Source organism: Mediterraneibacter hominis, from assembly GCF_014287475.1.
GTDB classification, from domain to species: Bacteria; Bacillota; Clostridia; order Lachnospirales; family Lachnospiraceae; genus Mediterraneibacter; species Mediterraneibacter hominis.
The window spans coordinates 85,363-98,917 of the sequence record NZ_JACOPF010000003.1 but is presented as its reverse complement, the minus strand read 5'-3'; the positions used below and the strand labels follow the sequence as shown (position 1 = coordinate 98,917).

At 38.0% G+C, this 13,555-nt stretch carries 14 protein-coding genes; 2 read left to right on the top strand and 12 right to left on the bottom strand.

Going from position 1 to position 13,555, the window contains the following annotated elements:
* Positions 1 to 65: 65 nt before the first annotated feature.
* Positions 66 to 638 (bottom strand): FHA domain-containing protein, encoded by a 573-nt coding sequence (locus tag H8S37_RS13460; protein WP_243207197.1) that lies wholly within the window; start codon positions 636 to 638, stop codon positions 66 to 68.
* 502 nt (positions 639 to 1,140) lie between these two features.
* Between H8S37_RS13460 and H8S37_RS13455 the strand changes: the two genes are divergently transcribed.
* Together H8S37_RS13455 and H8S37_RS13450 are read left to right on the top strand one after the other, a co-directional pair.
* Positions 1,141 to 2,382: a DUF1015 domain-containing protein gene (locus H8S37_RS13455; protein WP_186876583.1), complete on the top strand. Its 1,242-nt coding sequence runs from the start codon at positions 1,141 to 1,143 to the stop codon at positions 2,380 to 2,382.
* 32 nt (positions 2,383 to 2,414) lie between these two features.
* Positions 2,415 to 3,278 (top strand): methionyl aminopeptidase, encoded by an 864-nt coding sequence (locus H8S37_RS13450; RefSeq protein ID WP_186876582.1) that lies wholly within the window; start codon positions 2,415 to 2,417, stop codon positions 3,276 to 3,278.
* 235 nt (positions 3,279 to 3,513) lie between these two features.
* Here the strand turns inward: H8S37_RS13450 and H8S37_RS13445 are convergent, their stop codons facing one another.
* The 11 genes from H8S37_RS13445 to H8S37_RS13395 form a co-directional block, all read right to left on the bottom strand.
* Positions 3,514 to 4,119 carry a YczE/YyaS/YitT family protein gene (locus H8S37_RS13445; RefSeq protein WP_186876581.1) on the bottom strand — a complete coding sequence of 202 codons (606 nt, stop codon included), beginning with the start codon at positions 4,117 to 4,119 and terminating at the stop codon, positions 3,514 to 3,516.
* A 4-nt stretch (positions 4,120 to 4,123) separates the two neighbouring features.
* Positions 4,124 to 4,966 carry a carbohydrate ABC transporter permease gene (locus tag H8S37_RS13440; protein ID WP_186876580.1) on the bottom strand — a complete coding sequence of 281 codons (843 nt, stop codon included), beginning with the start codon at positions 4,964 to 4,966 and terminating at the stop codon, positions 4,124 to 4,126.
* Between the two features lie 12 nt (positions 4,967 to 4,978).
* Positions 4,979 to 5,884 (bottom strand): carbohydrate ABC transporter permease, encoded by a 906-nt coding sequence (locus H8S37_RS13435; protein ID WP_186876579.1) that lies wholly within the window; start codon positions 5,882 to 5,884, stop codon positions 4,979 to 4,981.
* 11 nt (positions 5,885 to 5,895) lie between these two features.
* On the bottom strand, positions 5,896 to 7,179 hold the full coding sequence (locus H8S37_RS13430) for a sugar ABC transporter substrate-binding protein (protein ID WP_186876578.1): 1,284 nt from the start codon (positions 7,177 to 7,179) through the stop codon (positions 5,896 to 5,898).
* 3 nt (positions 7,180 to 7,182) lie between these two features.
* Positions 7,183 to 8,856: a GH32 C-terminal domain-containing protein gene (locus tag H8S37_RS13425; RefSeq protein ID WP_186876577.1), complete on the bottom strand. Its 1,674-nt coding sequence runs from the start codon at positions 8,854 to 8,856 to the stop codon at positions 7,183 to 7,185.
* A gap of 315 nt (positions 8,857 to 9,171) precedes the next feature.
* Positions 9,172 to 10,137: a LacI family DNA-binding transcriptional regulator gene (locus H8S37_RS13420; protein ID WP_186876576.1), complete on the bottom strand. Its 966-nt coding sequence runs from the start codon at positions 10,135 to 10,137 to the stop codon at positions 9,172 to 9,174.
* Positions 10,138 to 10,373: 236 nt separating this feature from the next.
* The gene (locus tag H8S37_RS13415; RefSeq protein WP_186876575.1) at positions 10,374 to 10,970 is read right to left on the bottom strand and encodes a TIGR04100 family radical SAM protein; all 597 of its coding nucleotides are present in this window, start codon (positions 10,968 to 10,970) and stop codon (positions 10,374 to 10,376) included.
* Between the two features lie 37 nt (positions 10,971 to 11,007).
* Entirely contained in the window at positions 11,008 to 11,523 is a 516-nt protein-coding gene (locus tag H8S37_RS13410) for a TIGR04002 family protein (RefSeq protein ID WP_186876574.1), read from the bottom strand.
* Positions 11,520 to 12,383, bottom strand: coding sequence for a pyridoxamine kinase (locus H8S37_RS13405; protein WP_186876573.1), 864 nt, complete (start codon positions 12,381 to 12,383; stop codon positions 11,520 to 11,522). The genes H8S37_RS13410 and H8S37_RS13405 overlap by 4 nt, the downstream gene beginning before the upstream one ends.
* A 328-nt stretch (positions 12,384 to 12,711) precedes the next feature.
* Positions 12,712 to 13,041, bottom strand: coding sequence for a hypothetical protein (locus H8S37_RS13400; protein WP_186876572.1), 330 nt, complete (start codon positions 13,039 to 13,041; stop codon positions 12,712 to 12,714).
* A gap of 12 nt (positions 13,042 to 13,053) precedes the next feature.
* A complete protein-coding gene (locus tag H8S37_RS13395; RefSeq protein WP_186876571.1) occupies positions 13,054 to 13,461 on the bottom strand; it encodes a helix-turn-helix transcriptional regulator in 408 nt (135 codons plus the stop codon).
* Between the last annotated feature and the right edge of the window lie 94 nt (positions 13,462 to 13,555).

Sequence of the window (13,555 nt, the reverse complement as noted above, 5' to 3'; positions counted from 1 at the left end):
CATTTTAACATCTTGAAACAAAGCATGTCAAACCTGGCAAGCACCCTGTCTCTGCATTTTATCTCTTAATCTCGTTCTCTCAATACTTTCAGGACCTCAAACCTGGATTCTCCAATTCCTATCACATCATCTCTTTGCAGTATAATAGGACGTTCAATTCTTTTCCCATTCAAATATGTGCCATTTCTGGACTCTAGATCCTTCAGATAGAGCTTCTCTCCTCTTTTCACAATCGCACAGTGCAGCTTAGATACCCGAGGATCTTCAGAAACGGAAAGATATTTTTCATATGTACGAACATCACTCCCTCGTCCAATCGCAATTGTATCGTAGAAAATAAAGCTGTGTTTTTCCCAAGTATCCAAATTCTCCAAAATAATTTTCCACTGCTTCTTCTCGTTCTTCCGTTCCGGCTGGCTCTGCGGACGCCTGCCTCCCTGTGCTGTTCCCCTGCGCCTCGGAAGCTCCCTTTCATCTTCCTCGTCCTCCTCATAATCGTCAGCGTAAGCAGCTACACGTCCTGTTTTCTTGTTCTTCTCTCTTTTATTTTTCCTTATACTTAAGAAAGTTCCCGTCAATAATGCAATACTCGCACCAACTATCAGAACCATCGCAATCCAGTATATCAAATCTGACATAGTATCAAATCACTCCTTCAAGTTTTTATACTACTATACTTTTTTACTCTCGGCAAGCAATTCATGTATATTTTTGCAACCTTCTGTCGAATCTTCTGTAACAGTTCAGCCATACAGTGTGCGGGAAGCATAAAACATGCCTGCATGTTTTTGCGAGCGTACATCTGTATGAGCTTAAGCGCCCACCAATGAATAAAACAGTGGCAGCCACGATAAGCACGCAGTGCGGTTTTACGAATGGCGCGTATGAACTGTTACAATCTTCTTATACTTTAATTTAATAATTATTCCTGTTCAGGCTGGCGGGTTTCTCCCCACGGCAAGGTATACCCCAAAGGGTACCCCGCATCTCATTCTCTCCTGGAGGACGGGCTTCGTCCGACAAGGTATGGTATGTTTTCTTTTTTTGTGTTAAAATGTGTTCAGCGTCGGTATACACAACCAATTCAAGCATACTGCCTGCGTATACTGACATCAGCCTATAGGAAAAGGAGAAACCATAATGACCGACATCCGCCCATTTAAAGGAATCCGCCCGTCTAAAGAACGTGCTGCTTCCATCGCAGCGCTTCCTTATGATGTGTACAGCCGCGAAGAGGCACGTGAAATCACAAAGAAGAATCCTGATTCATTTCTAAAAATTGATCGTCCTGAAACACAGTTTCCAGTAGATATTGATATGTATTCCCAGCCTGTATATGATAAAGCTGCTCAGATTTTGGACTCTATGATAAGTGACGGCTTATTTATACAAGATGAAGTCCCTTGCTATTATATCTATGCACTTACTATGCAGCAGCATACGCAGACTGGTATTGTCGGTTGTGCTTCTATCGACGATTATGTAAACAATGTGATCCGAAAGCATGAAAATACGCGTGCAGACAAAGAGCAGGACCGCATCCGCCATGTGGACACCTTAAGTGCCCAGACAGGCCCAATTTTTCTTACTTATCGTCCCAATCTAAATATAAAATCTATATTAAAAGAAGTATGTATTCTTCCTGCTCTCTACGATTTTGTCAGTGATGATTCTATCCGCCATCAAATCTGGAGGATTGAAGAAAAAACACTCCTTGAGAAAATTTCTCAAATTTTCTCCTCCATTAAACAGGTTTATATCGCTGATGGGCATCACCGCGCTGCATCTGCCGTAAAGGTCGGTCTAATGCGCAGAAATGCACATTCCGACTATACCGGTACAGAAGAATTTAACTACTTTCTCTCTGTCTTATTCCCGTCAGATGAACTGCGGATTTTTGATTATAATCGAGTTGTTACAGATTTAAACGGCTATACATTTGAGCAACTTCTTGATATGATAAAGGACAGATTTGATGTCACTGAAATCGGAAACGAAGCTTACCATCCACAGAAAAAAGGAGAATTTGGTTTATATGGAAGCGGTACTTGGTATCGTCTGGAAGCAAAGCCTTGTCTATATTCAGACAATCCGGTAGAGACATTAGATGTCTCTGTGCTTCAAAATTTTATACTCTGTCCCCTGTTAAATATCCAAAATCCAAAAACGGATTCCCGTATCCGATTTATCGGAGGTATTCGAGGTCTTGAAGCACTAAGACAAGAGGCAGACAAAACCGGCGGCGTCGCATTCTCCATGTATCCCACTTCTATGGATGAACTACTTGCGGTCGCTGACGCGGGATTACTGATGCCCCCGAAATCCACCTGGTTTGAACCTAAACTGCGAAGCGGACTGTTCATTCATCAGATAGAGCGTTAAGAATCAATGAAACAAAAAGGAGAGAAATATTCATGGAAAGAAATGACCTGTGTTGGTGCGGCAGCGGTAAAAAATATAAAAAATGCCATATGCCGATTGAAGAGAAAATGATGCTGCATGCAGAAAAAGGGGAGATTGTTCCTACTCGTAAAATGCTAAAGACACCGTTTCAGATCGAAAAAATTAAGGAAAGCGCAGCGCTTAATACTGCTGTCTTAGATGAGGTTGCCAAATATATCCATATCGGAATGAATACGGCAGAGATTGATGATATTGTATATACTTTTACAAAGGAACACGGTGGTATTCCCGCCCCTCTTAATTACCAGGGATTTCCCAAAAGTGTGTGCACCTCCATCAACAATGAAATCTGTCACGGAATACCAGATAAAAATATTATTCTTAAAGAAGGCGATATTATCAATGTGGATGTCTCTACTATACTAAACGGATATTTCTCCGATGCTTCCCGTATGTTTAAGATGGGACATGTTTCCGAGCGTGCCGAACGCCTTATTAAGGTTACAGAGGAATGTGTAAAGCTCGGATTAGAAGCAGCAAAGCCTTGGGGACATTTAGGAGATATTGCATATGCTATCAACAGTCACGCACAGGCAAACGGCTACTCTGTCGTAGAGGAAATCGGCGGGCATGGCGTTGGTTTACAATTTCACGAAGATCCTTTCGTAAGCTATGTAACCCCAAAAGGCAGTGAAATGCTGCTTGTGCCTGGTATGATGTTTACGATTGAACCCATGATCAATGAAGGAAGCCCCGACTTCTATGTAGATGAAGAAAACGATTGGACCGTATATACCATTGACGACGGGCTGTCTGCACAGATAGAATACATGGTGCTGATTAAAGAAAATGGAGTAGAAGTACTGACAAAGTAAATGTGACAAAATATAAAATTAACGAAGCAACAAGCAGTGCGAAAAGAATGGGAAGCCTCTGTGTCATGCTTACATGTAAGCATGACACAGAGGCTTCCTGTTTCTTTTCATTCAGCGACCGCCGATAGTAAAATTAAGACTGTACTGTGATAAATCCCCAATTATATTTAATATAGTAGAGCCTTGATAGCTGTGTCTTCAAAAATAATACATTTTCTTGTGTAGAAATTTTTTACTATTCTCCCCACATCCATATATCTACTATTCTCTCTCTAAAAAACTGTATAAAGGGTCCCATAAATCCTGCCGTTAAAACTGTATATATCCCTATTTTCCCTCCAAGCGTATATCCTGCCAAAACACATAAAACATCTGAAAAAATACGGCATACTCTAAACGTTTTTCCTGTTCTTACCGCTATGCTCATCGCTATTGCGTCATATCCTGATACTCCCATGTCTGCACTCATATACACTGCTGCCGCAAAACATAATAGCAGAAAAGCACATCCTGCCAGTAGCATTTTCTCTCCTAACATATTTGGCATCGCTTTAATCCGCTCTATGATATTTCCTGCAAAATCTGCTACAAATCCTGTCCCACATAAATTTACGATTGTCGCAATTCCTAATAATCCTCTTTTTAGAAACAATGCAAAAAGTAATCCTAGCGATGACATACAAAGAAAACTAACACCAAAAGGTAGTCCCGTCCACTTTCCTATACCTGTGCACAGTATTGTAAAGGGATCTGTACCCAAATCTGCTATTCGAGCCATAGCAATGCTGACCCCGCACAGTATAATTCCTACTAAAGAAGCACTCATCCTTTTGTATTTCATTTTTTCAACCCTTGATTCCAGATGAAGTAATACCCTGTACATAGTATTTTTGTAAAATCAAAAATAAAATAAGCATTGGGATCGTACAAATTACAAGAGCCGCCATAATTGGACCATACTCTATAGGCTCTGTATTGAAAAAGGTGGCAATACCTAATTGTATTGTTCGCATTTCTTCGTTTGTTGATACTAATAGTGGCCATAAATAATCATTCCAGTGCGCTGAAAAATCGAGGATAAATGCTGTAGCAAAGACCGGACCGGAATTAGGTATTACAATCTTTATAAAGATACGGAATGGACCACAACCATCAATTCGTGCCGCCTCTAACAATTCATCTGGAAAATCTACGAAAAACTGTCTGAAAAGATAAATTGTAAAACATTTCCCTATAAACGGTACGATCAACGCTAACCATGAATTTAGCCATCCAAAACTATTGATCTCTACATATAACGCCAATATAATCGCCTCAAAGGGAAATACCATGAGCGCCACTACACAATTCGTTAAAATTTCTCTGCCTTTAAACTGAAATTTTGCAAGTGCATATCCAAACATAGAATTAACCAACAAATCTAATATAACAATTGCCAAACAGTAAAATAAACTGTTGAAAATAAATCTTAACATCGGTGTTCTTTCAAATACAGATTGAAAATTTTCCAATGTAATACTTTTAGGAATAAACGTCGACAAAGAACTTAGATTCTTGAAAATATCCGGCTCATTCTTTAAAGAAGATACTAACATCCAAATCATAGGTGCAACAAAAATTAACGCTACCAATGTTCCAACAATATAATAAACTACGTTTTTTACTCTGCGTTTCATTTTTTTTGACATTTCATTCCACCTCTAATCTGATTTTAACAATTTTTTTAATGCTAGGGATAAAATCACAATAATAACAAAATATATAACCGCCGCCGCACATGCATAACCAAATTTCCTGCTTCTAAATGCCTCATTATAAATATAGTAAACTAACGTTTTCGTAGAATCCTGTGGTCCGCCCTGAGTCATGATATATGGCTGTGTAAAAAGCCGCATTGCCTGGATAGAAGTAATCAGCACAACATATTTAGAAACATTTTTTAATCCTGGCATAGTAATATATCGAAACTTTTGTATAACATTCGCTCCATCCATATCCGCAGCTTCATATAAATCATTAGAAATCCCTTGTATTCCTGCAAGAAAAATCATCATCTGATACCCCGCTCCCTGCCATGCAGACATCATAATAATAGAATTCATAGCCGTAGCTTTACTGGTTAAAAACGGGATAGCCTCAAACCCCAGGTTCGTCAATATCGCATTAAACCATCCCTGTGCAGAACTGGAATTCAGTATGATTTGCCATAGTATAGCTATAACCACCATAGAAGTTACTGTCGGTGCAAAAAATGCAATTCTGAATATAGAAACACCTCGTGTCTTTTTTGATACCAGCAATGCAAGCGCCAGCGCCAGTCCGCATTGTAGAGGAACTACAATCACGGTAAAATATACGGTATTTTTAAAGGCATTCCAAAATTCACTGTCATTCATAAGATTTATATAATTTGAAATTCCTATAAAAGACTGTGCTTCTGGTCTTAAAGTATTATAATCCATGAGCGAGTAACATATGGCTATAACTACTGGTACAGCAATAAACATAATGAGAAGGATAATAGCCGGAGTTGAAAATAAATATGCTGTCATTCCCTCGCGTCTTTTTACTCTCCCTATCGTTCCTTTTTCTTTCCATCCCTTCATCGTTATTCCACCTAATTTCCATATACCTCTTTAAATTCTTTATCAATCGCATCTGCTCCCGTGTCCAGTGTTTCTTGGATATCAGCTCCGCTGAAAATATCAAACAATCCATCAGAAAATTCAGATGTTAGCGTAGCATAAACAGGTGTCCTCGGACGTGCATAGCTTGTTTCCAACAACTGCTCCTTAAAAATAGAATTCGGATAAGATGACCATTCCTCTGCTGCTTCCATAACAGATACCCTGGCAGGTATCTTCGCATTCACTTTTGCATTTTCCGCACTATTTTCCTTGCTGCACACATAGTTAATAAAATCGGCGGCCGCTTCCGGTTCTTTACTATTAGATGTAACAGTAAATACCCAATCCCCATTCGGAGAAGCTGCTTTCGCCCCTTTCTCTTTGATAGGATAATAAGTTACTCCCCAGTTGAATTCCCAATCTTTTGCATTTGCCAGTTGGTAAGAACCACTGAGCATTGTTGCTGCCTTCTGATTTGCAAATTCATTGTCGATTGGATCTACATTGGCATATCCATTCTGAATCAATTCATTCAAAAATTCTGCCGCATCATACGCTGCGTCATTGTTATAATAGCCCTGTGCTTCTGTTCCATCTTCACTGATAAGGCCCGTTCCAGCTGATACATAGAAAGGAAGCAACCCATAGATCATTCCTTCTCCTTTATCCATAATAATGTTTGTCCCAACTACTCCATCATGCGTCAATGCTTTTGCCATATCTTCGTATTCTGCCCATGTCAACGCATCTTCCGGGCTTTCCGGCATCCGCATTTCGACCCCTGCGGCATCCATCATATCCTTGTTGTAATACAGCGCAACAGATGACTCGGTAATAGAATATGCATATAATTTTCCATCGTACATATTTTGCTGTGCAGAACCCGGAATCAAATCTTCCTTATCTTCCTGTGAAATATAATCGTCCAAGGGAATTATCAAACCATTCTCTGCATAGGTTGACACATAGGGTCCGTCTACCATCATAATATCTGGAAGTGAATTAGAGGTAACTGCCGCGCTCACTTTATCATCATAGGAAAAAGTTCCTGAACTCGCCACAATTTCCATTTCTACTTTATACTTCCCGCTGTTTTCCTTATTATATTCTTCTATTTTCTGTTTGTACCAATCATCTGTCGCGTCAGAAGCCTTCCAAAAGGTAAGCGTCTTTTCTCCTCCTGTCTTTGTATTTTCCTTGGACGCTCCGCAGCCCATTACTGCCATTGTCGTTAAACATCCAACCATCAGTACTGATATCCATCTCATTTTCATATCTTATTTCCTCCATATTGATTTCATTTTACGCAACTCTAATCTTTTAATATTATTCAGTTCTCCTGTCTCTATCCTGCATTTCCCTATTTTCTCCAACGTATAAAATAACCTTGTGCCAACATATTCACCATTGTTCAGGAATACTTCCACCATTCTTCTGTCGAAAAACACTTCTATCTTAAATAGCCGGTCTATCTTTACAGAATACCGTTTGCCTTCTTGCCGGTCTTTTGATGAAAAAATTTCTGCCACTCCGTTTCTCCATTCAAATTCTAATTTTTCCTGTTGATTTTCTGCAATCTGTACTGAAACTGCATTTCCGTCTATTTCTAAGTGCAGATAGTATGAATTCCCCGGTATTTCCGCTGATAGTATATTGTTTTTCTTTACTATATGTACCTCCTCTCCTAATAATTTATAAATTTCCTGAACCGGTCTCATAAATAATTTCTGTTCCTGTATAGATAATTCCCGCGGTATAGACATACTTCCATAACATCCATCTTCTTGAAAAATATGTTCTTCATTAAAGTCTGCCACCCATCCTATCATGATTCTGCGGTTATGCGCGTAAAAACTCTGTGCAGCATAGAAATTTAGTCCAAAATCGAGAATTCCTTCATTTTCTATCTGAAATTTATTCGCATATTCTAAAGAACCAATATAATACTTTGTTGGTCTGAATCTGCCATTCTCATCTGTATAATCCATAAGAGCACCTACAGCAACAATTTTTCCATCTAATTCAAATAAATCAGGACACTCGAAACATACTGCTTTTTTTTCTTTTAATAGTATCGCATTATATTTCCAATTTTCATAATCATCAGAAATATATACAAAAATTGCAGCCTGTTTATTATGTTCTCCTGCTAATACTAACATTGGTTTCCCACCAATGTTAGTCACTTTAGGATCTCTAAAATCGTATCCCATCCCGTCTTCCGGCCTATTAGCAATAAGAATTTCTTCCCCTTGAAATGTAATCCCATCTTTACTGACAGCCTTTACCTGGTATTCACAAAAATCCTTTAAATTGTCTTTTCTTCCCACGTGCCTAGTAAAAAAAATATTTAACTCGTCATTTATAACAATCGCAGAACCTGAAAATGCCCCACCCCTATTTATACTGTTTTCCAATAATTCTTCCTGTGGAAACACTGCTAAAGGCATATATTTCCAGTGCACCAAGTCTTTGCTTACAGCATGTCCCCAATAACAAAAATCAGCCTTTTGCTCCGTAGGATTAGCTTGATAAAACATATGATAATTATTCCTATAATAACAAAGTCCATTTGGATCATTGAGCCAGTTTTGAAAAGGAATAAAGTGGAATTGCTCTTTTATCGGAGAATTATGCCATGTATTTATATCTACTAATTCATATTTTTCCTCTTCTATATTAGGTTTCAGAAAGCCTACTCCATTTTCAACTATATCCTCATTTCCACATAAATAAGTGTATTCCAAAAGAGTATTTTCACATATGACAGAATAACTCTTATTCTGTTCTAAAGGAACAGAATAAAAATGATATATTTCTTTTGTTAAGATTATTTCTATACTATTTTCTTTATCCTTTATCAAAATAATCTTTCCTTTGCACACTGTTTTGCTTTCTATTTTTTTTGCGCAAAATTCAAATTTTTTATATTTTCCTGTAAATAATTCCATTTACTGCTCCTTTATAAAACCGGTTCGATTTCAGCCGTTTTTTAACCGGCTTTATAAAACCGGTTCGATGTATATATACTATAATATTATTCAAAATATGTCAAGTTTATTATCTAATTTACCAATAATTTTAGTAACAGTTCAGCCATACAGTGTGCGGGAAGCATAAAACATGCCTGCATGTTTTTGCGAGCGTACATCTGTATGAGCTTAAGAGCCCATCAATGAGTAAAACGGTGGCGGCAGCCACGATAAGCACGCAGTGCGGTTTTACGAATGGCGCGGGCTGAACCATTGCTAATTTTAAGCATCTTGCTATCGTGTCGTCTCTCTAATATCTAGTTTTACATCTATAATATACTCTTCTTTTTCTACTTTTTCTTCCCTCATTAACTTGATTAAAATATTTACAGCTTCTTTTGCCATTTCATTTACTGGCTGAATAATCGTCGTAATTGGAAGCATATTTACCTCTGTAATATAAGTTCCATCATATGCTATCGCACAAAACTGTGTAGGTATTTTTATATTTCTTCTATACGCTTCCTGCAGGCACTCCATTACGTATAAGTCTGCCCCTATAACTCCGTCAAATGTTTGCATGTCAAATAGGTCTTTAATTATTTTCTCCAAATGATATGGTGTATCTGTTACAACTGTATGCACTTCTACACCATATTTTTCAAGATATTTTTCAATCAAATTGTGACGTTTTATGGATGGATTATTCTCTGTGGCATTTCCTGCAAAAATAACAACCCTGCGACATTTATTCCTTAAAATCTCTTTTACAATTATCTCACTACTCATTTCATGGTTACTTCTGATAATCGGAATTTCTCCCCCAACCTTTCTATCCAAGCTTACCATCGGGCACTGTACCTGAGTATAACATGTGGCAGGAAGTTCATATTGTCCGATGATTAATCCATCCATAAACTTTCTCTGGAGCATATCTAGATAGTCTTTCTCTCTTTCCACACTTCGTAAGGTATTACATATCAAAGTCTTATAACCTTTTAAATATAGTTCATTTTCAGCAGCTTTTATAAATTCAGAAAAAAATGGATTTGCTATATCTGGAACCATAATACCTACCAAATTGCTTTTTCTGAGAGACAAATTTCTGGCAAGGATATTCGGAACATAATTCAATTCAGCTATCGCCTCATTTACCTTTTTCCTCGTTTCCTCTGATACATATCCTGTATTATTAATCACTAAAGAAACTGTACTTTTTGCTACTTTTGCTTTTTTGGCAATATCTGCAATCGTTGCCATTTTCTTTCCTCCGTTTAGACAAATATTTTATACTATCCACAGTGCACTGAGTATTTGTTAAATATTGGAATCTCCACTCTATTGTTCACATTGAATGAATACTTCTATCCTAATTATGGTTACATATTCACATTAATTTTTCAACTTTTTTATCATAATTTAAAAGTATTTTGCTTTTATCTCTAATTTTTTACTCCTATTCACATATACCTTTACATATCCCCCTTAACTTCTGCTTAAACAAATCTTCTAATACGCAGGTCGATTCCTATGTTCTCTGCTAATTCTTTGCTTTTTTGGATTTCTTCTTCAGAAAGCACATCTACCACTGTGAATTTGACTTCTGGCACATATTTTTTACATTCTTCTGCAAATTCCAGCATACCTTCGAATGCATTCTCAAACTTTGGTCTTGTGACTTCCATATATTTTTCTTTGTCCGGTGCATTCAGGCTGATAGATACACAGTCCACTGTCTTTGCGAGCTCAGGTACTATATTCCTGCCGTAATAAAGATTGGCAAGTCCATTTGTATTTACCCGTATTTTCAGCCCATATTTTTTCTTTGCATACTGTGCCGATTTCAAAAGATTTTCTAGTGCACAGGTTGGCTCACCATACCCACAGTATACCAGTCCTTTATATCCGTCAAAATGAAATGCATCTATCGCGGTAATTACATCTTCCAATGACGGATCCGCTTTATGCCACAGCGTATCTGCATCTCCCACCTTGTTCTGGTGACTGCGGATACAGAACTTACAGCTACAGTCACACTTGTTCGTTAAATTTACATAAACATTCTCCTTATACGTATATAATATATCTGCCATACTCTGCCTCCTTACTTAATATACACTATCTTTAATTCTACAAATGCAGTATCTGTCTGGTTTTTCCTTTGATATGTGCTTTATCCAGCGCCGATGCAAGCACAAAGAAAAAGACTGCACTTCCGACTGACTGAATCAGACTGCCTGCCAATGAAGCCATTGGAGCAATAAAGGAACCGAATAATATACCTTCTGCCAGATAATATCCTGCCGCAGAGATTGGAAGTGCAATAAAAGGAGCTGCCATATTTTTTACTGTCAGTATCTTCTCTTGTCTGCTTGTAAAAGGCAGTGTTATCAACATCTTAATCACAATTGTCGCCGGAGCCCACATTGGTGCTGTCAGCATATCCGCCATTCCTCCTCCAATCGCAGCAGCAGCAAGGGCATATGGCCTTGGCAGAAGTACGGCCGCCAGATAAATGAGTGTATCACCAAAATGGATATATCCGCCGTTTGCCCCATATGGAATATGACAGATATATGCTGTCATTATTGTAATCATTGCCGCAAACAGTCCGGCAGTTACTATTTTTAAAGTATTTTGTCTCATTGCTCCTCTCCTTTTAACATCCACAGATATTTTTCATATTCTACACCGTCATTTCTTGGAATCTGGTCTTTCACGGCATCTCGCATCGCATATTCAATCATAGTGCCTGCTCTTTTCATTACAGATACAATTTTTTCTTCTTTGGCCATCCCCGCCGCAACAGCAGAGGCAAATATATCTCCTGTACCGGAGTAACTGCCTCCTATATAAGGAAAAGCACACAGATGCTCTTCTTTCTTTGTAACTGACAAATTTCCCATTTTCGAAATACCGTCTGCCGCATCCACAAATTGAATCCCTGTTACTACTACCGTCTTAGGTCCCTTTTGAATAAGATTTCTTCCCATCTGCGCGATGACTGTTAATAAATATTTTTCATCTGTCAAATGTTCAATCATCCGGTAGTCCGTATCTGTCAGAAGACAAAGCTCTGTCAAATTCGGAGTAATAATATCCGCACGCAGCACTAACTCTTTCATAAGACTTAGCAGTGCCGGCGTAAATATCGCATACTCTTTTCCATTATCTCCCATAACCGGATCCACCAGTAAGAACGTATTTTTTTTATGAAATGTATCCAGAAAGGCAAATACCTGCTTAATCTGTCTGTCCCCTGCCATAAAGCCAGTATATATCCCGTCAAATGAGGCGCCCATTTTCTCCCACTCTTTCCGGAAATATTCCATTTTGTCTGTATAATCATCCAGAAAATAACTGGCATATCCTGTCTGCGCACTCAAAATAGCTGTGGGCAAAGGACATGGCTGCACTCCCATTGCGGCAATCACAGAGATTGCCGCTGTAAGAGAGCATTTTCCGAATCCCGATAAATCATTGATCACTGCTATCTTTTTTGTCATATTCATCTCCCACTTTCAAAATTACTGATACAATTAGCCTTATCCATTCTATATCAGCGCTTTAACTCTTATTGAGTAAAGTCCATTCTCCGGTATAATACGTATTACATTGCATCCGAATGAATACATTTTCTGCTATAATAGCATAGAACTGGTTATGTCAAAATAACCAGTTCTATCATTTTTATACAGTCCAGTTTTATAATGCAAATATACCTTGTCGGGCGAAGCCCGCCATCCTACAAGGAATGAATTACGGTATACCCTTTAGGGTATACTTTGTCGGGCAATGCTCACCGTCCCATAGGGACTAAATTACGATATGCCTTTAAGGATATACATTTCCAATTATTAATCCAATTGTCCCCACCACAAAAAAAATCAATCCAACACCCGCACATTTTTTTCTTTTCTCCATTTTTTGTTTTTCACTGTCCGGCAAATTTATAACTGGATATTTGTTTCTGCCAATCAGATACATCAAAAGACCGCCCGAATTATTCCCACTCATAGCAAATATCCCCCAGAATTTTGGATGCTTCAATCCCCTTGCCTTCGCGTCCATCAATGTCAGTCTATAAATCTGATACGCCGTAGCAGCAGCTCCTACCAATGATATAGCTCCAAATATCATATAAATGCTTTCTTTCCACTCCATGAAAATACCTCCTTAAAATTTTTTGATAATCTGATAGAATAACGCTGATGAGCTCACAACCATCAGACAGAACACTCCAACGAGAAAGTATTTATTTCCAGGGATAAATGCACTTAAAATTACCAACAGAATGATGAATATGATATTCGCTATGATTGCCCCAATTAATTTTTGATTACTTTTTACCAGATTTGTACTTTCTTCTAGATGTTCGATCATTTTTTTGTCTCCTTTCAATAAATCATCCAAGCTTACGGAATAGAGATTACTTAATTCAATGACACTTATAATATCAGGATATGACTTTTCATTTTCCCAATTAGAAATTGTCTGTCTGGACACATGCAGCTTTTCTGCTACGAACTCCTGCGTCATCCCATAATGTATTCTTGCATCCTTCAGCTGCTTCCCTATTTCCATTTTATTTCCTCCTTTCGCGAACATCATCCTATAATGAAACCTAAAAGTCTATCAAATATCTTTTTCAAGCCTATTTTTCTGTGTAAAAATTCTT